The sequence below is a fragment of the Ruegeria sp. CG8 genome, assembly GCF_056537165.1.
Genome location: NZ_JBQFRA010000005.1, coordinates 86657 through 110006 on the forward strand (window position 1 = coordinate 86657; position 23350 = coordinate 110006).

General features: G+C 62.2%; 23 protein-coding genes. 18 read left to right on the plus strand and 5 right to left on the minus strand.

The genetic code is table 11. The features are described 5' to 3' along the window. The first annotated feature begins 13 nt into the window (after window positions 1-13). Genes ACR0EF_RS15290 through murJ form a run of 3 tightly spaced genes read left to right on the plus strand, consistent with a single transcriptional unit; the run spans window position 14 to window position 5491 of the window. Window positions 14-1174 (plus strand): penicillin-binding protein activator, encoded by a 1161-nt coding sequence (locus ACR0EF_RS15290; RefSeq protein ID WP_170372201.1) that lies wholly within the window; start codon window positions 14-16, stop codon window positions 1172-1174. Continuing rightward, complete coding sequence (locus tag ACR0EF_RS15295; protein ID WP_170373063.1) at window positions 1134-3953, plus strand: [protein-PII] uridylyltransferase; 2820 nt, start codon at window positions 1134-1136, stop codon at window positions 3951-3953. Before ACR0EF_RS15290 ends, ACR0EF_RS15295 begins: the two co-directional genes overlap by 41 nt. Further along, window positions 3950-5491: a murein biosynthesis integral membrane protein MurJ gene (gene murJ, locus ACR0EF_RS15300; protein ID WP_170372205.1), complete on the plus strand. Its 1542-nt coding sequence runs from the start codon at window positions 3950-3952 to the stop codon at window positions 5489-5491. The genes ACR0EF_RS15295 and murJ overlap by 4 nt, the downstream gene beginning before the upstream one ends. A gap of 5 nt (window positions 5492-5496) precedes the next feature. Here the strand turns inward: murJ and ACR0EF_RS15305 are convergent, their stop codons facing one another. Next, window positions 5497-6183: a rhomboid family intramembrane serine protease gene (locus ACR0EF_RS15305; RefSeq protein WP_170342144.1), complete on the minus strand. Its 687-nt coding sequence runs from the start codon at window positions 6181-6183 to the stop codon at window positions 5497-5499. 86 nt (window positions 6184-6269) lie between these two features. Here ACR0EF_RS15305 and trpS point away from each other — a divergent pair, with 86 nt between their 5' ends. Continuing rightward, entirely contained in the window at window positions 6270-7298 is a 1029-nt protein-coding gene (gene trpS / locus ACR0EF_RS15310; protein WP_170373064.1) for a tryptophan--tRNA ligase, read from the plus strand. Window positions 7299-7356: 58 nt separating this feature from the next. Here the strand turns inward: trpS and ACR0EF_RS15315 are convergent, their stop codons facing one another. After that, window positions 7357-8406, minus strand: coding sequence for a Glu/Leu/Phe/Val family dehydrogenase (locus tag ACR0EF_RS15315; RefSeq protein ID WP_170373065.1), 1050 nt, complete (start codon window positions 8404-8406; stop codon window positions 7357-7359). Window positions 8407-8535: 129 nt separating this feature from the next. Here ACR0EF_RS15315 and ACR0EF_RS15320 point away from each other — a divergent pair, with 129 nt between their 5' ends. The 14 genes from ACR0EF_RS15320 (at window position 8536) to ACR0EF_RS15385 (ending at window position 20351) form a co-directional block, all read left to right on the plus strand. Beyond that, window positions 8536-8997, plus strand: a complete 462-nt coding sequence (locus ACR0EF_RS15320) for an Lrp/AsnC family transcriptional regulator (RefSeq protein WP_170373066.1) — start codon at window positions 8536-8538, stop codon at window positions 8995-8997. Window positions 8998-9055: 58 nt separating this feature from the next. Beyond that, a complete protein-coding gene (locus tag ACR0EF_RS15325) occupies window positions 9056-9919 on the plus strand; it encodes a branched-chain amino acid aminotransferase (RefSeq protein WP_170360171.1) in 864 nt (287 codons plus the stop codon). Window positions 9920-9994: 75 nt separating this feature from the next. Beyond that, on the plus strand, window positions 9995-10450 hold the full coding sequence (locus ACR0EF_RS15330) for a universal stress protein (RefSeq protein ID WP_170342153.1): 456 nt from the start codon (window positions 9995-9997) through the stop codon (window positions 10448-10450). Further along, a complete protein-coding gene (locus ACR0EF_RS15335) occupies window positions 10450-11043 on the plus strand; it encodes a 2-hydroxychromene-2-carboxylate isomerase (RefSeq protein ID WP_170373067.1) in 594 nt (197 codons plus the stop codon). The genes ACR0EF_RS15330 and ACR0EF_RS15335 overlap by 1 nt, the downstream gene beginning before the upstream one ends. A gap of 68 nt (window positions 11044-11111) precedes the next feature. Beyond that, window positions 11112-11675: a NifU family protein gene (locus ACR0EF_RS15340; RefSeq protein ID WP_093963451.1), complete on the plus strand. Its 564-nt coding sequence runs from the start codon at window positions 11112-11114 to the stop codon at window positions 11673-11675. Beyond that, on the plus strand, window positions 11665-12255 hold the full coding sequence (gene tsaB, locus ACR0EF_RS15345) for a tRNA (adenosine(37)-N6)-threonylcarbamoyltransferase complex dimerization subunit type 1 TsaB (protein ID WP_170373068.1): 591 nt from the start codon (window positions 11665-11667) through the stop codon (window positions 12253-12255). Before ACR0EF_RS15340 ends, tsaB begins: the two co-directional genes overlap by 11 nt. Then, the gene (rimI, locus tag ACR0EF_RS15350) at window positions 12252-12665 is read left to right on the plus strand and encodes a ribosomal protein S18-alanine N-acetyltransferase (protein WP_170360164.1); all 414 of its coding nucleotides are present in this window, start codon (window positions 12252-12254) and stop codon (window positions 12663-12665) included. The genes tsaB and rimI overlap by 4 nt, the downstream gene beginning before the upstream one ends. Window positions 12666-12824: 159 nt before the next feature. Further along, a complete protein-coding gene (locus tag ACR0EF_RS15355) occupies window positions 12825-13823 on the plus strand; it encodes a BMP family lipoprotein (RefSeq protein ID WP_093963454.1) in 999 nt (332 codons plus the stop codon). Window positions 13824-13935: 112 nt separating this feature from the next. After that, window positions 13936-15465: an ABC transporter ATP-binding protein gene (locus tag ACR0EF_RS15360; RefSeq protein ID WP_170360163.1), complete on the plus strand. Its 1530-nt coding sequence runs from the start codon at window positions 13936-13938 to the stop codon at window positions 15463-15465. A gap of 1 nt (window position 15466) precedes the next feature. Then, window positions 15467-16561: an ABC transporter permease gene (locus tag ACR0EF_RS15365; RefSeq protein WP_170365357.1), complete on the plus strand. Its 1095-nt coding sequence runs from the start codon at window positions 15467-15469 to the stop codon at window positions 16559-16561. Beyond that, window positions 16561-17529, plus strand: a complete 969-nt coding sequence (locus tag ACR0EF_RS15370) for an ABC transporter permease (protein ID WP_170367643.1) — start codon at window positions 16561-16563, stop codon at window positions 17527-17529. The genes ACR0EF_RS15365 and ACR0EF_RS15370 overlap by 1 nt, the downstream gene beginning before the upstream one ends. A gap of 90 nt (window positions 17530-17619) precedes the next feature. Then, on the plus strand, window positions 17620-18543 hold the full coding sequence (locus ACR0EF_RS15375; RefSeq protein WP_170373069.1) for a sulfite exporter TauE/SafE family protein: 924 nt from the start codon (window positions 17620-17622) through the stop codon (window positions 18541-18543). Between the two features lie 121 nt (window positions 18544-18664). Further along, a complete protein-coding gene (locus ACR0EF_RS15380; protein WP_170343309.1) occupies window positions 18665-19585 on the plus strand; it encodes a sulfite exporter TauE/SafE family protein in 921 nt (306 codons plus the stop codon). Continuing rightward, window positions 19572-20351 carry a TIGR02186 family protein gene (locus tag ACR0EF_RS15385; RefSeq protein ID WP_174819824.1) on the plus strand — a complete coding sequence of 260 codons (780 nt, stop codon included), beginning with the start codon at window positions 19572-19574 and terminating at the stop codon, window positions 20349-20351. Before ACR0EF_RS15380 ends, ACR0EF_RS15385 begins: the two co-directional genes overlap by 14 nt. A gap of 3 nt (window positions 20352-20354) precedes the next feature. Here ACR0EF_RS15385 and ACR0EF_RS15390 read toward each other — a convergent pair whose 3' ends face one another. The 3 genes from ACR0EF_RS15390 to ACR0EF_RS15400 are packed head-to-tail and all read right to left on the minus strand — an operon-like array spanning window position 20355 to window position 23302. After that, complete coding sequence (locus ACR0EF_RS15390; protein ID WP_170372221.1) at window positions 20355-21083, minus strand: SDR family oxidoreductase; 729 nt, start codon at window positions 21081-21083, stop codon at window positions 20355-20357. Next, window positions 21080-22612 carry an ATP-dependent DNA helicase gene (locus ACR0EF_RS15395; protein ID WP_170373070.1) on the minus strand — a complete coding sequence of 511 codons (1533 nt, stop codon included), beginning with the start codon at window positions 22610-22612 and terminating at the stop codon, window positions 21080-21082. Before ACR0EF_RS15395 ends, ACR0EF_RS15390 begins: the two co-directional genes overlap by 4 nt. 51 nt (window positions 22613-22663) lie before the next feature. Beyond that, window positions 22664-23302 (minus strand): acyl-homoserine-lactone synthase, encoded by a 639-nt coding sequence (locus ACR0EF_RS15400; RefSeq protein ID WP_170360153.1) that lies wholly within the window; start codon window positions 23300-23302, stop codon window positions 22664-22666. Between the last annotated feature and the right edge of the window lie 48 nt (window positions 23303-23350).

The window sequence follows — 23350 nt, forward strand, 5'->3', positions numbered from 1 at the left end:
AGTTTTCATTTAGATGTTTACCGTTTGCAAGCCCGTTCGCAAACTGGCGAAATTCGCCATCGGCCTGACCGCGGCGGCATTTTTGGCCGCCTGCGAACCCGGTGCCACCGGGCGCGGACCGTCGATAGACACGTCAGAGCCGATCCCCGTTGCCCTGCTGGTGCCCAAATCGGGCGACGCCGCGTTGGCGCAAAGCCTTGAGAACGCTGCCCGGCTGGCCATGGCCGATCTGAACAACGTCAAGATCGATCTTCGCGTCTATGACACTGCCGGCAATCCGAACACGGCAGCCGCAGTTGCACAACAGGCCGTTGCCGACGGCGCTAAGGTCATTCTGGGACCGGTCTACGCGCAGGCCGCCAATGCTGCGGGCCTTGCGGTTCTGAGCAAGAACGTGAACGTTCTATCCTTCTCGAACAATACAAGCATTGCCGGCGGAAACGTGTTTGTTCTTGGCCCGACCTTCGACAACACGGCCAACCGGCTTGTCAGCTACGCCGGCAAACAGGGAAAGAAAAGCACCGTCATCGTGCACAGCAACGATGCGGCAGGCCAATTGGGCCAGGCGGCGATCTCGAACGCACTTGGCAACAGCCGTGTGACGAATGCGGGTGTGGTCGGTTTTGATCGATCTCAGCAGGGCGTGATCGACGCCATTCCTGCAATCAAGGCAACTGTAGACTCGACGGGGGCGGATTCACTCTTTTTGACCGCCACGACCGCCGGCGCGCTGCCGCTTTTCAGCCAGTTGCTGCCCGAGGCCGGTGTCTCACCGGCAACCGTGCAATATATTGGCCTGACACGCTGGGACATTCCGGCCCAGACGCTGGAACTGCCGGGAGTGCAGGGCGGATGGTTTGCCTTGCCTGACCCTGCCAAGGCCCAGGCCTATCGCGTGCGCTACAACGCGACCTATGGCGAGGCACCGCATCCGATCAGCGGCCTAGCCTATGACGGCATCGCCGCCATTGGCGCTCTGGCCAGCCAAGGGAAGTCCAATGCCCTCTCCGCCGCGGCCCTGACCCAGAATGCCGGGTTCCAGGGTGTTGGCGGTATTTTCCGTCTGCGCCCGAACGGTACGAATGAACGAGGTCTGGCCGTGGCCACGATCCAGAACAAACAGGTAGTTGTGATTGACCCTGCCCCGCAAAGCTTCTCTGGCGCCGGTTTCTGATCAGCTTGTGACGATCCCCGCGCCGGCTGGCGCATTGATCTGCGACGCCAGCGAAATCTTCGATGGCGAAAAGGTCAACGCGCTGCTGTCGAAGGCCCTGAAAGACATTCCGGAAACGGCCGCAGCCCGAAACGAGGCCGTCCGGATCCTGCGGGACGCTCAGAAATCCGGGCGTCAGGCCATCGAAGAGGCGTTCGCCGCCCGGCCCTTTGACGCCCGGCCGTTGACGCGATCCTACACCTATCTGACCGATGGGCTGGTCTGCGCCGCGATGACCGTGGCCGGACAGCATCTGCATCCATTGGCCAACCCGACCCAGGGCGAGAAGATGGCGGTTTTGGCGGTGGGCGGCTATGGGCGCGGCGAGATGGCGCCGTTTTCGGATGTCGATCTGCTGTTTCTGACTCCTTACAAGATCACCGCCTGGGCCGAGAGCGTGATCGAGTCGATGCTGTACATCCTGTGGGATCTACGGCTGAAAGTCGGGCATTCCTCGCGCACGATCCGTGATTGCCTGCGTCTGGGAGACGAGGATTTCACGATCCGGACAGCGATGCTGGAACAGCGCTATCTGGCCGGTGATCGGGACCTTGCGGATGAGCTGGAAAGCCGGCTGAAATCCGAGCTGTTCAAAGGAACCGAACGCGAATTCATCGAAGCCAAACTGCATGAACGCGACGAACGCCACCACAAGCAGGGCGAGCGTTACATGGTCGAACCGAACGTGAAAGAAGGTAAAGGCGGCCTTCGTGACCTGCAGTCGCTGTACTGGATCGCCAAATACATCTATGGCGTTCAGGACGTGGCTGAACTTGTCCCGCTGGGGCTGTTCACCCAGGACGAATTCAACACGTTCGTGCAGGCCGAGGATTTCCTTTGGGCCGTACGTTCGCATCTTCATCTGGTGACACGGCGCGCAACCGAACAGTTGACCTTTGATCTGCAGGTCGAGGTGGCCGACCGCATGGGTTACGAAGACCGAGCCGGCCGCCGGGCCGTCGAAATCTTCATGCAACGCTATTTCCGAGAAGCCACTCAGGTGGGAGAGCTGACACGGATCTTCCTGACCAAGCTTGAAGCGGCACATATGAAGAACGCGCCGTTGCTGGAACGCATCTTCAGCCGCAAGCCACGGGTCAAGCCGGGCTATAGGGTTGTTCATGGCCGACTGGATGTGGCCGACCCAAGAAGCTTTTTGTCCGACAAGCTGAATCTACTGCGTCTGTTCGAGGAAGGCCTGCGCACGGGTATGCTGATCCATCCCGATGCGATGCGGCTGGTCACGGCCAACCTGCACCTGATCGATGACGAAATGCGCAACGACAAAGAGGCGAGGCGCATCTTTCTGGATCTGATGCTGAAACACGGCAATCCCGAACGCGCGCTGCGCCGCATGAACGAGTTGGGCGTTCTGTCGGCCTTCATCCCCGAGTTCGAGCCCATCGTGGCGATGATGCAGTTCAATATGTACCACAGCTACACGGTGGACGAGCACACGATCCAGTGTATCATCAACCTGGCGCAGATCGAACGGGGCGAACTTGTCGAAGCGCTGCCGCTGGCCTCGTCGATCCTCGAGGGCGGAGTGAACCGGCGTGTGCTTTACGTCGCTCTGCTGTTGCACGACATCGCCAAGGGCCGCCCCGAGGATCACTCGATCCTGGGGGCCAAGATCGCACGGACGGTCGCGCCTCGGCTGGGGTTGAACAAGAAAGAATGCGAAACCGTCGAATGGCTGGTGCGGTATCACCTGCTGATGTCGGACATGGCGCAGAAGCGTGACATCTCGGACCCGCGCACGGTGCGCGACTTTGCCAAGGCGGTTCAGACCGTCAAACGGCTGGATCTGCTGACGGTCCTGACAGTCTGCGACATCCGCGGCGTTGGGCCGAACACCTGGAACAACTGGAAGGCCACCCTGCTACGGGCCTTGCACGCGGAAACCAAGCGCGCGCTGGAAACCGGCATGGAGGACCTCAACCGTGCCAATCGTGGCGCCGAGGCCAAGAAAGCGCTGCGTGACGCGTTGTCAGCCTGGTCCAAGGCCGACCTCAAGACGGAAACCGGTCGGCACTACGATCCGTATTGGCAGGGGCTCAACCTCTCGACCCATGTCGAGTTCGCCGAAATGCTGCGCGCGCTGGAAAAAAGTGCGGATCCGGCGGCGATGGAAATCCGGCTGCACCCGGACGAAGACCGGGATGCGACGCGGGCGTGCTTTGCCATGGCCGACCATCCCGGCATCTTTTCCCGGATTGCCGGTGCGCTGGCGCTTGTGGGCGCAAACGTGGTCGATGCCCGCAGCTATACCACCAAGGACGGCTACGTGACTGACGCGTTCTGGATTCAGGACGCTGACGGCCACCCGTTCGAACTGTCGCGTCTGCCGCGCCTGACCCAAATGATCCACCGCACCCTCAAGGGCGAGGTGGTGGCCCGCGAGGCGCTCAAGTCCCGCGACAAGATCAAGAAGCGGGAAAAGGCGTTCAACGTCCCGACGCACATCACCTTCGACAATGAAGGGTCCGAGATCTACACGATCATCGAAGTCGACACCCGCGACCGGCCCGGCCTGCTCTACGATCTGGCCCGGACCCTTGCCGCCGCCAATGTCTATGTCGCCAATGCCGTGATCGCGACCTATGGCGAGCAGGTGGTGGATACCTTCTACGTCAAGGACATGTTCGGGCTCAAATACTACTCGGAGGCCAAGCAGAGGACGCTGGAAGCCAAGCTGCGCACCGCGATCACCGAAGGCGCCGAGCGGGCGGCCTCATGAAGCAGATCCGCCTGTTCTCGGGCCTGTTCACGGTCGGGTTCTGGACCCTTGCCAGCCGTATTCTGGGCTTTCTGCGGGAAATCCTGCTGACAGCCTATATCGGGCCGGGGCCGGTCATGGATGCTTTCGTCGCAGCCTTCCGCCTGCCCAACATGTTCCGCCGGTTCTTCGCCGAGGGCGCTTTCAACGCAGCCTTCGTTCCGATGTTCTCGAAACGGCTGGAAGGCGGCGAAGACGCGCAGGGGTTTGCGCAGGATGCGTTCAACCTGCTGGCGGCGGCCGTTCTGGCGCTGGTCGGGCTGGCCATGGTGTTCATGCCGGGGCTGGTCTGGCTGACGGCCGAAGGGTTTTATGGCGACGAACGTTTCGATCTGGCGGTCGGTTACGGGTATGTCGTCTTTCCCTACATCCTGTTCATGTCTCTGGCCGCGCTGTTTTCCGGGGTTCTCAATGCCACCGGTCGATTCGCCGCCGCTGCAGCGGCTCCGGTCCTGCTGAACATCTTCGCCTGCACGGCACTGATCGTAGGCGCGGCAACCGGAGGCGAGGTCATCCGTTGGCTCATCGCCGTCATACCCATTGCCGGGGTCGCTCAACTGGCGCTGGTTTGGGTCGCCACCGAACGCGCCGGAATTCGCATCCGGTTCGGCCGACCGAAGCTCAGCCCTGAAATGCGCAACATGGTTCGGATCGCGGTACCGGCGGCACTTGCCATGGGTGTGACGCAGGTCAATCTCGTAGTCGGGCAACTGGTCGCGTCAAAGACCGAAAAGGCCATCAGCTGGCTCTTTGCCGCCGACCGGCTGTATCAGCTGCCGCTGGGCGTGGTCGGCATCGCCGTGGGCATCGTGCTGTTACCCGACCTGTCGCGCCGCCTGCGCGCCGGGGACGGCGATGGCGCGCGCAACGCCTTTTCCCGCGCCGGAGAGTTCACCCTGTTGCTGACCATTCCGGCAACCGTGGCTTTCGTGCTCATCCCAATGCCGCTGGTCTCGGTCCTGTTCGAACGTGGACAGTTCACCCCCGAAGACACGGCTGCCACCGCACTGGCCGTGGCGGTCTATGGCATCGGCCTGCCGGCCTTCATGCTGCAAAAGCTGCTGCAACCGCTGTTCTTCGCCCGCGAAGATACCCGCTCGCCCTTCCGGTATGCCGTTGTGGCGATGGTCATCAACGCCGTGCTGGCCTTTGGGCTGTACCCGATCGTCGGCTGGATTGCCCCGGCCATCGCGGCCTCGGCCGCCGGGTGGGGCATGGTGGCGCTGTTGGCACTAGGCGCCCGGCGCATGGGCGAGGAGGCCCGTTTCGACGACCGGTTCAAGCGCCGCGCGCCCAGGATATTGGCCGCTTCAATTGGAATGGGTGTGGTGCTGATCGCGGCGATGCAGCTGTTCGGTTGGACGTTCGAGGTTCCGGGCTGGCGCTATCTGGCCTTGCTGGGCCTGATCGTTGTCGCCGCAGTGTCTTACTTCCTTCTGGGCCACCTGCTGGGCGCATTCCGTCTGTCCGAGTTCCGGTCCACCCTGCGAAGGTCCTGACCGCCTCAGTCCCGCCGGATACGCCCCACCAGCCGCGCCCATCCGCCCGGCGCCACGAAAAACGACAGCCCGAACCCGGTCGCGAACCCACCCAGGTCGGCCACCCAATCCGAGGTGCCGCCGAAGATCAGCCCAAACAGCAGTTGAATGCCCATCAGCACTGCGATCAACTGGAACGCCCGCGCCTGGTTCTCTCCGACCAGCGACAGCCTACGCCACAGCAGCCAGGTGAATGCGCCAATCAGGCCGTAGACCGGCGGAAAGCCCCCGACCAGAGGATAGCGCGGGTCCAGCAGCACCGCATAGGCCAATGCCCCGCCCACGCCGGACAACACGAAGATCACCAGCATCGCAAAACCGCCAAAGACCTCGCCCACCATCTTGCCCATCGCCAAAACGAAGACGCAGACAAAAAGCGCCTGGGTGAAGCTGCCTGACACGAAGGGGTAGGTGAAGAACCGGATCACATGCTCGACCGGCCAACGCCCGTTCATCACCATCCAGTCGAAGATGTCGGCCGAGAAGGAGTAGCGCTGGATCGCCTCCAGCCGCCAGCCCACCGCGCCCGGTCCGCCGACCAGGCCGCGCGTGCCGAGGGTGAAGGCCAGTTCGATCCCCATGATGAACAAGACCAGCGCCACCACCACGGGCGGCAGGGGGTTCACGGGGGGTGTGTAATGCTCGCTGCTCATTGGGCGGGCCTTTCGCGGCTGTTGACGTCCCTTTGCCTCATGGGTAAGCGACGGAGGCTTATTTTTCCAGACGGGAGTTCCCTTCCATGACCGAGACCAAGTTCACGCCGCGCGTGTTTTCCGGCATTCAGCCCTCGGGAAACCTGCATCTTGGCAACTACCTTGGTGCGCTCAAGCGTTTTGTGGATATGCAGGGGCCGAAGATGGAGACCGTGTACTGCATGGTCGATCTTCACGCGATCACCGTCTGGCAGGATCCAAAGGAACTGGCGCATTCCACGCGCGAGCTGTGCGCGGGCTTCATCGCCGCCGGCATCGACCCGGAACAGTCGATCCTGTTCAACCAGTCGCAGGTGCCCGAGCACGCGCAACTGGCCTGGATCTTCAACTGTGTCGCGCGCATGGGCTGGATGCAGCGCATGACCCAGTGGAAGGACAAGGCCGGCAAGAACCAGCAGAACGCCTCGCTGGGCCTGTTCGCCTATCCCTCGCTGATGGCGGCCGACATTCTGGTCTATCACGCGACCCATGTGCCGGTGGGCGACGATCAGAAACAGCATCTCGAGCTGACCCGCGACATCGCCATCAAGTTCAACCACGACTATGGCGTCGATTTCTTCCCGATCACCGAGCCGGTGATCGAGGGCGCGGCGACGCGCGTGATGAGCCTGCGCGACGGGGCCAAGAAGATGTCCAAGTCGGACCCGTCCGACATGAGCCGGATCAACATGACCGACGATGCCGACACCATCGCCAAGAAGATCCGCAAGGCCAAGACCGACCCCGATGCCCTACCCTCGGAGGTGGACGGGCTGGAAGGCCGCCCCGAGGCGCGCAACCTGGTCAACATCTATGCCGCGCTCAGCGATCAGACGGTCGAGCAGGTTCTGGCCGAGGTCGGCGGCAAGCAGTTCGGTGAATTCAAGCCGATGCTGGCCGATCTGGCGGTCGCAAAGCTGTCGCCGATCTCGACCGAGATGGCGCGGCTGATGGGCGATCAGGCCGAGATCGACAGGATTCTGGACCGTGGCGCAGAACGGGCGCGGGAAATCGCGGCTCCGATCCTCAGCCGCACCTACGAGATCGTGGGGATGGTGGGCGCCGGCCGCGCCTGAGACCCAGACAGAAACTTCAGCGCCGCCCCTGATCCGGGGCGGCGTTTTTCGTTGCAGGTCAGGCGGCCTGCGGGTGCAGTTTTTCCTCGACGATGGATTCGGCCACCGCATGAGGGCTGACGCCATCGACCTTGGCGCGGGTCAGGATGCGGTCCATCGTCCGCTCCAGCGCCTCGAGCCGCTGACCGACCCAGGCTTCGCGATCCTTGATCTTCAGGATCTCGGTCGCGACGTTCACGATCCCGCCGCCATTGGCCACGAAATCCGGAGCATAGAGGATGCCGCGGTCATGCAGGCGCTGCGCGTCTGCATCGGTCGCCAATTGGTTGTTGGCCCCTCCGGCCACCGCGCCGACCTTCAGCAGCGGAATGCTGGTTTCGTTCAGAATGCCGCCGATGGCGCAGGGCGCGAAAATATCCGCCTGGGCCGCATAGATCGCATCGGGCGCGACGGCCTGCGCCGCGAACCGGTCCGCCAGCCGGGCGGTCTGATCCGCATCGATGTCGGTGATCACCAGTTTCGCTCCGACGTCGTGCAACAGTGCGCACAGATGTTCGCCCACATGGCCCAGCCCCTGCACCGAGACGGTCTTGCCGCCCAGGTCGTCGGACCCGAACCGATGCCGCGCGGTGACGCGGATGGCGTTGAAGATCCCGCGGGCAGTGACGGGTGACGGGTCGCCGCTGGCGAAGGGGCCATCGGGCAGACCGGCGACATACTCGGTTTCGGTGCCGATCTGGGCCATGTCGGCCGGGGTCATCCCCATGTCCTCGGCCGTCCAGTATTGGCCGCCGAGGCTCTGAACCACGCGCCCGAAGGCCTGCAGCAGCCGGGGCGTCTTGTCCGCACTCGGGTCGCCGATGATCACGGCCTTGCCCCCGCCCAGCGGCAGATCGGCCGCGGCGTTCTTGTAGGTCATGCCCTGCGACAGGCGCAGCGCATCGTCCAGCGCCTCGGACGGGTGGCCATAGGTGCGCATCCGCACGCCACCCGCTGCCGGGCCCAACTGCGTGGAGTGGATCGCCACAAAGCCCGAAAGCCCGCTGGCGGCGTCTTTGAATTCGACCACACGCTCGTGATCTGGCGCGTCAATCGTGGTTATTTCCATTTTGCTCCTCCGGAAAGACAGCCTGAGTCTGCCACATCGGACCGAGCGATTTTCGCCAATACATGCTGGCCAATACATATCTCTTGGCGATAATGGTAAACTGAACCGACATTTTTAGGGATTTTCTCCATGGATCAGATTGACCGCAAGATCGTGCGCGCGCTGCAGCAGGACGGCCGAACGACCGTTCTGGACCTGGCCGAAAAGGTGGGCCTGTCGCCCACACCCTGCGCGCGACGCCTGGACCGCCTGCGCCGCGACGGGGTGATCACCGGGTACTCGGCGCAGGTCGACCCCGAGAAATTGGGCTTTGGCGTCACGATTTTCGTGTCGGTCGAACTTGAGAAACAGGACCGCAACGCCATCGACGCCTTCGAACGCGCCATCCTGCGCTGTGACGAGGTGATGGAGTGTTACCTCATGACCGGCTCGCGCGACATCCTGCTGCGCGTCGTGGCGCGTGACCTGACCGCGTTCGACGCGTTCCTGGAGAACCGGCTGATGCAGATTCCGGGCATCCGCAACCTACGCTCCAACTTCGCCCTGCGCGCGATGGTCAAGCGAGACGTGTTGCCTATGGCCGCCGGATAATCTGCTGGACCTCAGGCGCGCGCGCTCCTACGGTTCGGCGGAATTGACGGAGGGCACTATGGCAGTCGGCAAGAATATCCGCACTTATTTCGATGGCAAATGGCACGATGGTGATGCCCCGATCATGCGGGCTGCGGACCACGGGGCCTGGTTGGGTTCGTCGGTGTTTGACGGGGCCCGCCGCTTTGATGGCATGACCCCGGATTTGGCCGCGCATTGCGACCGGGTGAACCGCTCGGCCGAGGCGCTGATGCTCACTCCGACCGTGACCACCGAACAAATGGTCGAACTGATCCGCGAAGGTCTGGAAGCATACCCGACCGAGGCCGCCGTCTACATTCGCCCGATGTACTGGGGGATCGACGGCGACGCGACCGCGATCGTACCGCAGGGTGACAGCACAGGTTTCGCCATCTGCCTCGAAGAGATCCCAATGGCACCCGAGGCGGCCTCGGTCACTCTGACGACCACCCGCTTCCGCCGCCCGGTTCTGGAAAGCGCGGTCGTCAACGCCAAGGCCGGGTGCCTGTATCCAAATAACGCCCGAATGCTGGCGGAAGCGCGATCCAAGGGGTTTTCAAACGCATTGGTGACCGACGCCATGGGCAACGTGGCAGAAACCGCAACGGCCAACATCTTCATGGCCAAGGATGGAGAGGTGTTTACTCCGGCACCGAACGGCACCTTCCTTGCAGGCATCACCCGTGCGCGGCACATCGACAATCTGCGGCGCGACGGTGTGACGGTTCACGAAACTGTTCTGACCTTCGACGATTTTCACGACGCGGACGAAGTGTTCATGTCCGGCAACATGAACAAGGTCACGCCCGTGACCGCACTGGACGACACGCAATATCAGATTGGCCCTATCACGCGCCGCACGCGCGCGCTCTACTGGGACTGGGCGGCCAGCAACCAATAAGCGAAGGCCCGTCGCGGCCCGAGTTGCCAGACACCGAATGCTCGGGCATGATCCCGAAAACCGAAGAGGACATTCATGCGCAAGTTCCTTGTAGTTCTTGACGATAGCCGCGAGTGCCTGAACGCCATGCGTTTCGCCGCAATGCGTGCTGCGCATACGGGCGGGGGGGTGACCATCCTCTCGGTCATTCCTCCGGACGAGTTCAACCACTGGATCGGCGTGGCCGAAGTGATGCGGGAAGAAGCCCGCGAGCGTATCCATGCGCATTTCGAGGTATTTGCCAAATGGATGCGCGACAAGCAGGGGATCGAGCCGGAACTGGCGATCCGCGAGGGTGAACCCGTTCCGCAGATCATTGAGCATGTCCGCTCGGATCCCGAGATCGGCGTCCTTGTTCTGGGTGCGGGTACCGACAAGAAGGGCCCGGGTCCACTGGTCACTCAGTTGACGCGGAATTCCGGCAGCTTGCCGATTCCGATCACCATCGTTCCGGGCGACCTGAGCAAGGAGAAGCTCGAAGAGATCACCTGATGCCCGCCACCCTGCACTTCTGGTTCGATTTCGCCTCGACCTATTCCTACCTCAGCGCCATGCGGGTCGAACAGGACGCAGCAGCCTGTGGCGTGCAGGTGGACTGGCAGCCATTCCTTCTGGGTCCCATTTTTGCCGAACAGGGGTGGAAAACCTCACCGTTCAACATCTATCCGGCCAAGGGGCGGTACATGTGGCGCGACATGGAACGGCTGTGCCGGCAGCGTGACCTGCCCTTGACCCGACCTGCCGAGTTTCCGCAAAACAGCCTGAAGGCCGCACGCCTTGCGCTCGCCATCCCTCAACGTGAAGCGCGCGCTGCATTCTCCCGCGCCGTTTTTGCCGCGCAGTTTGGCCAAGGCCTGAACATTTCGGTAGAGCCAGTCCTGCGCAGCGCCCTGTCCGCCGCCGGCCTCCCCGAGGACATGATCGACCGAACCGCAGACTCTGACATCAAGAGTGCTCTGTTTGACCAGGTTGCCCGCGCCAAATCGCTGGGGATCTTCGGCGCCCCCAGTTTTGTCGTGGATGAGGAGCTTTACTGGGGCGATGACCGACTGGACATGGCCATCCGACAGGCTGCAGCGATTTAGAACCGTTCCAAATCTTGACTTCCCGGCCGCTGACGCGCATATCAGAGCCAACTGATACGGAGCGCGCCATGTTCATCCAGACCGAATCCACACCCAACCCGGCCACGCTGAAATTCCTGCCCGGTCAGACCGTGCTCGAGGCCGGTACAGCGGATTTCCCGACCGCCGAAGCCGCGCAGAACTCGCCGCTGGCGCAGCGCATCTTTGCGGTCAGCGGTGTGACCGGAGTTTTCTTCGGCAATGATTTCGTAACCGTCACCAAAGACGACGGCGTGCAGTGGGACCACATCAAACCTGCCATCCTGGGCGCCGTGATGGAGCACTACCAGTCCGGCCAGCCGGTGATGGGGGCCGGGGTGGAAACCGCGTCCGGCCATGCTGAACATTCGGGTGAGGACTCGGAAATCGTCAACCAGATCAAGGAATTGCTGGACAGCCGCGTGCGCCCCGCCGTGGCGCAGGACGGCGGCGACATCACCTTCCACGGCTTTGACCGCGGCGTCGTCTACCTGCATATGCAAGGGGCCTGCGCAGGCTGCCCGTCCTCGACGCTGACCCTGAAGATGGGAATCGAGAACCTGCTGCGTCATTACATCCCCGAGGTGACCGAGGTTCGCCCTGTTGCCGTCTGATCAAACAATTCTGGCATTTGACACATCGGCCGCGCATTGCGCGGCCGCTTTGCTGCGCGGGCCAGACATCGTCTTGAGCCGCGCCGAAACCATGACCCGAGGCCAGGCAGAACGCCTGATGCCGCTGCTTCAGGACATCCTGGCAGAAGGCGGGGTTTCTTGGGCGGATATCGACGCGATCGGTGTCGGGACGGGTCCGGGCAATTTCACTGGAATTCGCATCTCGGTCTCTGCCGCCCGGGGGCTGGCGCTTGGATTGAACAAACCGGCAATCGGCGTTTCGGGCCTTGAAGCCCTTGCGGCTTTGGCACCTGAAGGGCGGACCCCAGCCATTCCAGCCCCCCGGGAACATGTTTACCTGCAAGCGCCCGACGGGACGCCGCAGCTGATGACGCAGGAACAGGCAGAATCACTTGGCGCCCTGTTTTTGTGCGACGATGCGAATGCAGTCGTCCGGGCCATCGCCCGGATTGCATCCGAACGTGTTGACCTTGTGTCAGGTCCCCCGGCCCCACTGTACGTTCGTGCCGCAGACGCCGCCCCGTCGCGCGATACGCCGCCGCCATTGCTGGACCCATGACCCCACAGGAAATGGCCGAGACCCACGGCGCGGCTTTCACCCAGTCCCGCCCCTGGACTAATGATGAATTCGCTGATCTGCTTGCCAGCCGCTTCACCCATGTCGTTGGAAACAAAACAGCATTTGCCCTGATCCAGGTCATCGGCGACGAGGCCGAGCTGCTGACCATCGCGACGCATCCCGATCATCAGCGGCAGGGTCTGGGCCGCGCCTGCATGCAGGCTTGGCATGACAAGGCTCACGATCTGGGTGCGCGCCGGGCGTTTCTTGAGGTGGCATCGGACAACGCGGCCGCCATTGCACTCTACCAAAGTTGCGGCTATGCGCGCTGCGGTCTTCGGCCGGGATATTACCGGCGCGGCAAGGCTGACAAAGTAGATGCAATCTTGATGGAGCGCGCGCTACCCTGACGAAAGCCGGGCATTTCTGAGACCAAATGGTCAAAAAGCGGTTGACCATGGCTGTTTCAGACGGCCTTAATTGCCGCTATCACAGCAGTTCTGCTCGCTCTGAGCGGGGCTGGGCAAAAGCCCCTGCCCCGAAGCCAAAAAAAACAACGGGAGTATATGATGACCCTGATGAAATCCTTGATGGGCGCGGCCGCCGCGTTTGCACTGACCGCAGGTGCGGCGCTGGCCGAACCGGCGATCATCTTCGATCTGGGCGGCAAGTTCGACAAATCGTTCAACGAAGCAGCCCATAACGGCGCCAAGCGCTGGGCCGACCAGACCGGCAAATCCTATCGCGAAATCGAGCTGCAGTCGGAAGCGCAGCGCGAACAAGCCCTGCGTCGCTTCGCTGAAGCCGGTGCAAACCCGATCATCACCATGGGCTTTGCCATGGCTGATCCGCTGGCCGCCGTCGCACCTGACTATCCCGACACCAAGTTCGTTGCCGTCGACGTCAGCTGGCTGGACGCGCCTAACATCCGCCAGGTCTCGTTCGCCGAGCATGAAGGTTCGTACCTGGTCGGCATGATGGCCGCGATGGCATCCAAGTCGGGTACGGTCGGATTCATCGGTGGCATGGACATTCCGCTGATCCGGCACTTTGGCTGCGGCTACGCCCAGGGCGCGAAGGCCGTGAACCCTGACATCAACGTCGTAGCCAACATGACCGGCACCACCCCGGCCGCTTGGAACGACCCGGTGAAGGGTTCGGAGCTGACCAAAGCTCAGATCAGCCAAGGCGCTGACGTGATCTACGCTGCCGCAGGCGGTACCGGCGTCGGTGTTCTGCAGACCGCGGCCGACGAAGGCATCCTGTCGATCGGCGTGGACAGCAACCAGAACCACCTGCACCCGGGCAAGGTTCTGACCTCGATGCTCAAGCGCGTGGACGTGGCCGTTTATGACGCCATGAAAGCAGGCGAAGATGTCGAAACCGGCAAGTTCACCATGGGTCTGGCACAGGACGGTGTCGGCGTTGCCATGGATGAAAACAACGCCTCGCTGGTGAGCGACGAGATGAAGGCCGCCGTCGAAAAGGCACGCCGCGACATCATCGACGGCAATGTCACCGTCGTCAGCTACTACGAGAACGACAGCTGCCCGGCACTGCAGTTCTGATATCGCGCGGGGCGGGGGAAACCTCCCGTCCCGCATCCACTCATGCCGCTGTTTCGCCACGACCGAATGATCGCGAAATCAGCGCAGCTTCTACGGCAATCGAGGACAAGACATGACAGTCCCCGCCATCGAGCTCAAAGGGATTTCCAAAGCCTTTGGGCCAGTTCAAGCGAACAAGGACATCTCGATCAGCGTCGCCCCCGGCACGATCCACGGGATCATCGGTGAAAACGGTGCGGGCAAATCCACGCTGATGAGCATTCTGTACGGCTTCTACAAGGCCGACAAAGGTGAAATCTGGATCAACGGCAAAAAGACCGACATCCCCGACAGCCAGGCCGCGATCGCCGCGGGTATCGGCATGGTCTTTCAGCATTTCAAGCTGGTCGAGAATTTCACCGTTCTGGAAAACATCGTTCTGGGCGCCGAAGATGGCGGGCTGCTGGCCCCCTCGCTGGCCAAGGCTCGGAAAGAGCTGAAAGAGCTCGAGGAAGAATACGAGCTGTTCGTGGACCCCGACAAGCGCATCGACGAGATCGGCGTGGGCATGCAGCAGCGGGTCGAAATCCTCAAGGCGCTGTACCGGAAGGCGGAAATCCTGATTCTGGACGAACCCACCGGGGTGCTGACCCCGGCCGAGGCCGACCAGCTGTTCCGCATCCTCGACCGGCTGCGCGCCGAGGGCAAGACCATCATCCTGATCACCCACAAGCTGCGCGAGATCATGGAAGCCACCGACACCGTGTCGGTGATGCGCCGCGGCCAGATGACTGCCACGGTCAAGACCGCCGAGACCAACCCCGAGGAGTTGGCCGAGCTGATGGTCGGGCGCAAGGTTCTGCTGCGCGTCGACAAGGTGCCGGCCAAACCCGGCAAGCCCATTTTGGAAATCGAGAACCTGCGGGTGACGGATTCGGCGGGCGTCGAGCGCGTCAAAGGTATCGACCTGACCGTCCGCGCGGGCGAGATCGTGGGCATCGCGGGCGTCGCCGGCAACGGGCAGTCCGAGCTGCTCGAAGTATTGGGCGGCATGCGCCCGGGATCAGGCGTGATCAAACTTAATGGTACGCCTCTGGCACTCAGCGGACCCGAGGCCGACGGTCAGGCGCGGCGCGCCCAAGGCATCGCCCATGTGCCCGAGGACCGGCAACGCGAAGGTCTGATCATGGACTTCCACGCCTGGGAAAACGTGGCCTTCGGCTATCACCGAGACCCCGCCTATCAGCGCGGGATTTTCATGAACAACGCCGCCCTGCGCGCCGACACAGAACGCAAGATCGAGAAATTCGACGTGCGTCCGCCGAATGGCTGGCTGTCGGCCAAGAATTTCTCGGGCGGGAACCAGCAGAAGATCGTCGTGGCGCGCGAAATCGAGCGGAACCCCGAATTGCTGTTGGTTGGCCAGCCGACCCGCGGCGTGGACATCGGCGCGATCGAATTCATTCACAAGCAGATCGTCGCCCTGCGCGATCAGGGCAAGGCGATCCTGCTGGTCTCGGTCGAGTTGGAAGAGATCTTCTCTCTATCCGACCGGATTGCAGTGATGTTCGACGGACATATCATGGGCGAGCGTCTGCCCCATGAAACGGATGAAAAAGAACTGGGCCTGTTGATGGCCGGTGTTGCGGGGGAGGCCGCGTAACATGGATAAGATGCCCAAATGGGCCGACGTCATTCTGATCCCGCTCATCAGTCTGATCCTGGCCGCAATCCTGTCGACACTGGTCATTCTGGCGATTGGCGAAAACCCGGTCGAGGCGGTGAACCTGATGGTCACCGGCGCGCTGGGGTCGACCTATGGCTGGGGCTACACCCTGTATTATGCCACCAACTTCATGTTCACAGGTCTGGCGGTTGCGGTGGCCTTTCACGCGCGTTTGTTCAACATCGGCGGCGAAGGCCAGGCCATGTTGGGCGGACTGGGCGTTGCCATGGTGTGCCTCTATGTGCCTTGGCCGCATTGGAGCATCGCTCTGCTGGCTGCGATGGCCGCCGGCATGCTGTTCGGCGCGGCCTGGGCTGCGATACCGGCCTATCTGCAGGCCAAGCGCGGCAGCCATATCGTGATCACCACGATCATGTTCAACTTCATCGCCGCGGCGCTGCTGAACTACATGCTGGTCAACGTAATGCGACCGGCCGGCTCGCAAGACCCGGCCACCGCCCGCTTTGCCGAGGCGGTACATCTGCCCACCCTGCACGAGATGCTGGCCCCGATCGGGATCACCTTCTCCAAGGCGGCTCCGGCCAACATCTCGCTGATCATCGCGGTCATCGCCTGCATCGTCGTCTGGGCGCTGATCTGGCGCACCCGCCTGGGCTATGAAATCCGGGCCTATGGGCATTCGGAAACCGGTGCGGTCTATGCCGGTATCTCGCCTGTGCGTATCACCATCGTGGCGATGCTGATCTCGGGCGCTTTGGCGGGCCTGATGGCTATCAACAACGTCATGGGTGAGGCCGAGCGGCTGGTTCTTAACTCGACCGAGGGCGCGGGTTTTATCGGCATCGCGGTGGCCCTGATGGGCCGCTCGCACCCGTTCGGCGTGTTCCTGGCGGCCATCCTGTTTGGTTTCCTCTATCAGGGGGGCGCGGAACTGGCCCTGTGGACGTCGATTCCGCGCGAGCTGATCGTGGTGATCCAGGCGCTGGTAATCCTGTTCACCGGAGCGCTGGACAACATGGTGCGCATGCCGCTTGAAAAGCTGTTCCTGGCTCTGCGGAAGGAGGCGAACTGATGGAGTTGTTCCTGACGATCGTCCAGGTTCTGGACTCGACCATTCGCCTGGCCACGCCGCTGCTTCTGGCCTGTCTGGCCGGCTTGTATTCGGAACGCGCTGGCATTTTCGACATCGGCCTGGAAGGCAAGATGCTGATGGCCGCATTCTTCTCGGCCGCCGTTGCCGCCGTCACCGGGTCGGTATGGCTGGGCCTGCTGGCCGGCATCGCATCGTCCTTGGTGCTGTCTGGCTTACACGGGCTTGCCTCAATCACGTTCCGGGGCAACCAGCTGATTTCCGGTGTCGCCATCAACTTCCTGGCTGCCGGCTTGACCGTGCTGGTGGCCCAGGACTGGTTCCAGCAAGGCGGCCGCACTCCGTCGTTGTTCGGGGGTGGCCGGTTCGAACCGATCAACTTCCCCTTCGCAGAAGCTTTGAGCGGTGTGCCGATCATCGGTCCCATCTACGCCGAACTGCTCTCAGGCCACTCGATTCTTGTCTACGTGGCGTTCCTGATGGTGCCCGCCACCTGGTGGGTGCTGTTCCGCACCCGCTTTGGCCTGCGCCTGCGCGCCGTGGGTGAAAACCCGGCGGCAGTGGACACCGCGGGCGTCTCGGTGGTGGGGCTTCGCTACGCAGCCGTCGCCATCTGTGGCGTGCTGTGTGGCATCGCCGGGGCCTATTTGGCTACTGCGTTGCAGGCAGGGTTCGTCAAAGACATGACGGCCGGCCGGGGCTTCATCGCACTGGCCGCACTGATCTTTGCCAAGTGGCGGCCATGGCACGCCATGTGGGCGTGTTTACTGTTCGGGCTGCTGCAGGCTGTTGCTCTGCGGTTCCAGAATATCGACCTGGGCGGCATCATTATCCCCGTTCAAGTCATGGACGCGCTGCCCTATATCCTGACCGTGGTGATCCTGGCAGGTTTCGTCGGCAAAGCGGTCCCGCCAAGGGCCGGTGGCGAGCCTTATGTGAAAGAGCGTTGATAAGGCCAGTTCAGGACTGCTTTTCAGTCCTGTTTGCTGCAAAGCGGCATGCAGAGTTGATTTTGCATGCCGCAAGCGCTCTAAGAGGGTATGCACGTCTACCTTCCCATAGCCGAAGTATCCGTTAGCCCGTTTGTCCTGCTGGCGATTGGTGTTTCCGTGGGCGTTCTGTCCGGCATGTTCGGAGTGGGAGGCGGCTTTCTGATCACGCCACTGCTGTTCCTGATCGGTATTCCGCCGGCGGTCGCCGTGGCAACATCGGCCAACCAGGTGGTGGCATCCTCGTTTTCGGGGCTGATGGCACATCTCAAGCGCAGGACCGTAGACCTGAAGATGGGATCGGTTCTGCTGGGCGGCGGCCTGCTGGGCGCGACGCTGGGAATGCTCGTCTTCAACTATCTCAAGCATTTGGGGCAGGTCGATCTGGCGGTCCAGCTGTGTTACGTCGTGTTTCTAGGCCTCATCGGCACCTTGATGTTCATTGAGAGCCTGCGTGCAATTCGCCGGTCACGGGCAGCGGGCGGCACCGCACCGACCGCACGCCGCCAACGCACCTGGGTTCATGCACTGCCGTTCAAAATGCGGTTCCGCGAGTCAAACCTGTACATCTCGGTCATTCCACCCATCCTGGTCGGCTTTGGCGTCGGAATCCTGTCGGCCATCATGGGCGTTGGCGGCGGGTTCATCATGGTTCCGGCAATGATCTATATCCTGGGAATGCCGACAAAGGTGGTGATCGGAACCTCGCTGTTTCAGATCATTTTCGTGGCCGGGTTTACGACGATGATCCACGCTTCGACCAACTTCAGCGTGGACATCGTGCTGGCCTTGTTCCTGTTGATCGGAGGTGTCGTTGGGGCCCAGTTCGGCAGCATGGTCGGCGCCCGGCTGAAGGCTGAGCAGCTGCGGGTTTTGCTGGCGGTACTGGTCATGATCGTGGCCGGAAAAGTCGGGCTGGAACTGATCGTGGCTCCGTCAGAATTCTATTCGCTTTCTGAATTGGCGGGGGTTTGATCGTGACCAGTTTATCCTTCGAAACCGCCATGTACCCACCAGTCCGTTTCTTCGCCCAACGCAACGCGCCCGCCTTTGATCGTTTTTACCAGTCCACCGCAGTACGGATCGGCTAGACCACATGCATATCTACCTGCCTATCGCCGAAGTTTCCGTAAACGCCTTTCTGCTGCTTGGCCTCGGCGGCATGGTGGGAATCCTGTCCGGCATGTTCGGTGTCGGTGGCGGCTTTTTGATGACCCCGCTGCTGTTCTTTATCGGCATCCCACCCGCCGTTGCCGTGGCAACCGAGGCGAACCAGATCGTTGCCTCGTCATTCTCGGGAGTGCTCGCGCATTTCCGAAGAAAGACGGTCGACCTTAAGATGGGCACGGTCCTTCTTGTGGGTGGTCTGATCGGCGCCGCCGTGGGCGTTGTCTTCTTCAACTATCTCAAAAGCCTGGGTCAGGTCGATCTGCTGGTCAAGCTCTGCTATGTCGTCTTTCTGGGCGTCATTGGCGGGCTGATGTTCTTTGAAAGCCTCAATGCGCTGCGCAGGTCCCGCAAGGCCGGTGGGGTCCCTGTCAAACGGCGCCAGAGGGGGTGGATCCACGCCCTGCCGTTCAAGATGCGGTTCCGGACCTCGGGGCTGTATATCTCGGTCATTCCGCCGGTGCTTGTCGGGCTGTTCGTCGGCGTGTTGTCGGCGATCATGGGTGTGGGCGGCGGATTCATCATGGTGCCCGCCATGATCTATCTGCTGGGAATGCCAACCAAAGTGGTCGTGGGGACATCCCTTTTCCAGATTATTTTCGTCACGGGCTTCACCACCATGCTGCACGCCACGACCAACTTTACGGTCGATATCGTGCTGGCCGTCCTGCTGTTGGTTGGCGGGGTGATCGGAGCTCAGATCGGAACCGTGCTGGGGGCACGCATCCCGGCCGAGCAGCTGCGCGTTCTGCTGGCGGCTCTTGTCTTGGCGGTTTGCGGAAAGCTGGCCCTGGATCTGTTGTTGCAACCGGCCGAGCTGTACTCGCTTGGCACCGATGGGGGGCATTGACGTGTTGCGCTGGTTCATCGCCCTTGTGTTCCTGACTCTCCCCGTCCATGCCGCGGATGAGCAGGTCGTTCTTGGCCTCAGCCAGGATCGCGTGGCCATCACCGCCGATTTCGACGGATCCGAGATTCTGATCTTTGGCGCCGTCAAGCGCGAAGCGCCGATCCCGCCCGGCCCTCCGCTGGAGGTGATCGTGGCAGTCGCAGGCCCGTCCGAGCCGGTCATGGTGCGGCGCAAGGAAAAGAAATTCGGCATCTGGGTGAATACCGACAGCGTTCTGGTCGATTCCGCACCCAGCTTCTACGCAGTCGCCACAAGCGCACCGTTCACGGACATCATCACCGACACCGAAGATCTGCGCTATCGCATCTCGATCCGGCGCGCGATCCGGTCCGTCGGGGCAGCCATGCATATTCGGGAGGCTCAGGATTTCGCCCGGGCTGTCGTCAGGATCCGCGAGGATGAGGGCCTGTACTCGATCCGGGAGAACACGGTTGCCGTGGATGAGCAAACGCTATTCCGCACCTCCATCAAGATGCCGGCCGACTTGACCGAAGGCGACTACCTGACCCGCATCTTCCTGATGCGGAACGGCGAAGTCATTTCGCAGTTCGAGACGGTTATCGACGTTCGGAAAGTCGGACTCGAGCGGTTTCTCTACAACATGTCGCGTCAACAGCCGGTCTGGTACGGGTTGATGTCCCTCGTCATTGCCATCGCCGCAGGCTGGGGCGCTTCGACGGCTTTCCGACTGTTGCGCGAAAGCTGACCGCTACCCGCGCCCGATATACGGCATCGTCGTTGCCATCACGGTCATGAACTGAACGTTGGCTTCGGGCGGCAGGCTGGCCATGTGCAGGACCGAGCGCGCGGCGTCTTCGACCTCCATCGTCGGATCAGGCTCTCGCCCTTCAGCAACCGCCGTATCGACCAGGTTCTGCACCATCTGGGTTCTTGCATTTCCGATGTCGATCTGCCCACAGGCGATCCCATGAGCGCGGCCGTCAAGCGACAGGCTTCGTGTCAGCCCGGTAATCGCGTGTTTTGTGGCGGTGTAGTGAACCGAATTCGGGCGCGGTACATGCGCCGCGATCGAGCCGTTGTTGATGATGCGGCCCCCCTGGGGTACCTGCCTGCGCATCAAGCCAAAGGCCGCGCGAGCACACAGAAACATCCCGTTCAGGTTCACGTTGACGCTCTGATACCAGTCGTCCAGCGCGATCTCGTCGATCGTCCCGGCAGGGGCAAAGATCCCCGCGTTGTTGAACAGAACGTCCAATCGCCCGGCTTTTGCCTGAAATCCATCGAAGGCCGCTGACACCGCTTGGGGGTCCGTCACGTCGGCCGCCAGTGGAATGGCGTTTTCGCGCGTCGCGGCCATCTGGCTCAGCTTGTCCGCACTGCGTGCCAATAGGCCGACCTTCCAGCCCTGATCCAGAAACAGCTCGGCCGTCGCTCGCCCGATGCCCGAACTGGCCCCGGTCACGATGATCGTCTTCACGTCTCCTCCGCCTCCAGCGTAAGTTTTGCAGCCGGGACCGCGCGCAGATCGTCGACCCGCAACGGGTGGCTTGGTTTGGACAGCCTGTTGCGCACCACCCAGATCAGCCGCTCTTGCGCGCGGGTGATGGCCACATAGGCCAGCCGTTTCCACAGGGGTTGCCCGGCCTCGGTCCGGCCCATGCGGGCGGCGGCGTAAAGGTCAGGTGCAAAGACCTGCACCGTGTCCCATTGCGAGCCTTGCGCCTTGTGAATCGTCACGGCGGCCCCATGCAGAAACGTGGCCCCCATGCGCGCGGCAAAGGGGATGAAGGGCTCTTCCTCGTCCGGTTTTTCGATCTGCACGATCGACGCGGCGCTGACCTGCGGGTCCTCGGCCCCCATGACATGCAGCCGCGAGAACCCAGGCTTGCGCCCCGGCCCCAGATAGATCACCTGCGCGCCCTTGATCAGCCCGCGCGCCTCGAGGTCGAGCCGTTTCTTGCGGTGCTTCAGCGGCAGCTCGATCCCGTCGCAGATCAACGGTTCGCCTTCCAACAGCTCGGTCTCGGGGGCGCCATGCACCTGACGGAAGGCCTGGATCAGCCGGATACGCGTCGCGTTCCGCCAGACCAGAACCGGGCTGCGGGCCATCAGGTCGACCTCGACCCGCTGGCCCCAGACCACACGGTCATCCGTGCGGGCGGTCTGCTCGACAAGACGTTCAAAATCCTCGAACCCCATGGCAGGATCGGCCAGCGCATGGGCCAGGTCCAGAATGGGGTTGTCGGCCTCTTGCCGGTGCACCCGGTGCAGGATCAGCTTGCGCGGTTCGGGCAAAGCATCGAACACCATCGACCCGGACTGATTCACCGGTGCCAACTGTGCCGGATCGCCGAACAGCAACAAGGTAGGAAAAATTTCTTTGAGATCCTCGAACTGGCGGTCGTCCAGCATCGAGGCCTCATCGACGAACCCGATATCCAGCGGCTCGTCGCGCCGTTTCCAGCCGGTGATGAAATCCGATCCGCGCAGGCCAGCGGCGGCCAAGGCACCGGGGATGGATTTGTTGTTGGCGTAAAACGCGGCCGCGCGGTCCAGCGCCTCGTCGGTCAGGCCTTCGATCTCGGGGCGGTCGTCGTTGCCCGCCAGCCACTCGGCGATCCGTTCGTATTCCGGATCATAGACCGGCGTGTACAGAATGCGGTGAATGGTGGTGGCCGGAACACCGCGCAACCGCAACACGCTGGCGGCCTTGTTGGTCGGGGCCAAAATGGCAAGGCTGCGCTTGTCCTTCGATTTGCGACTTTCATAGTCGCCCGAGACGATCTGAACTCCGGTCTCGGCCAGCGCCTTGAAGAGTTCGGCCAACAGCAGGGTCTTGCCCGATCCGGCCTTGCCGATCACCGCCATGATCCCCGATTCGCCCTGGCCGGGCAGTTTGAGCAGCGCATCATCTTCCAGGTCCACGCCTGCGGTTTTCAGCATCTGGGCTATGCTGTCGAACGCGGCGGCCTGATCTTCGGAAAAAGTAACCTTGGGCAGAGACATGGCGCGACCCTACAGGGCCGCGCCAACCTGCGCCAGATGCGGAATTCAACGTCAGGCAGACAGTGCGAACCGATGCCGCGCGGCGGACCCGAACGCTGTCTTGAACCACAATCGCGACAGCTCGCGCGGGATGCCCGCCCGCTCGGCCACGCGGTTGCAATCGTCAGCGGAATAGGGCCAAAGACCGACCGAAATCTGGTCACGGCCCGCCCCCTCCGAGCCCAAGACCACCGGCGAGGAACCGATTAGCCGATAGATACGGATCATCCTTGCATCAAAGACCCCGGCGATGTGGGTCAGACCGAAGCCTTCCATGATCTCCCCCCCGCTCAGCATGATTGCCCCGGCCGTGTGTGGATGAGCGGTGCGGGACAGGCAGAACCGCGTCACTTCCCAGATCAGCGGGCTGCGGATTGGGCTGCCGCCGGTCAGATGCCCGAACACCTCATTTACCATGACAGGGCCAGTCGTGGGCAATACCCGCATCGATCCGCCGTGACTGCCGTCTGGCTCTTCCCAGATGACATACAGCGGGTTCAGATCATCATACTGATCCCGTTCCTCTCCTTTGGAATTGACATGAACATCCCATCCGAGGCGGGTTTTGAATTGATCGGCGCGGTCGCGAAACATCCCCTCGGCCAATTTTGGAAATTTATGAAGCTCGTCAGCGTAAACATAACGCAGCATGACTTTCCCCTTGTCGTCCAGTGCTGGAACGAAGGGGGTACAAAGTCG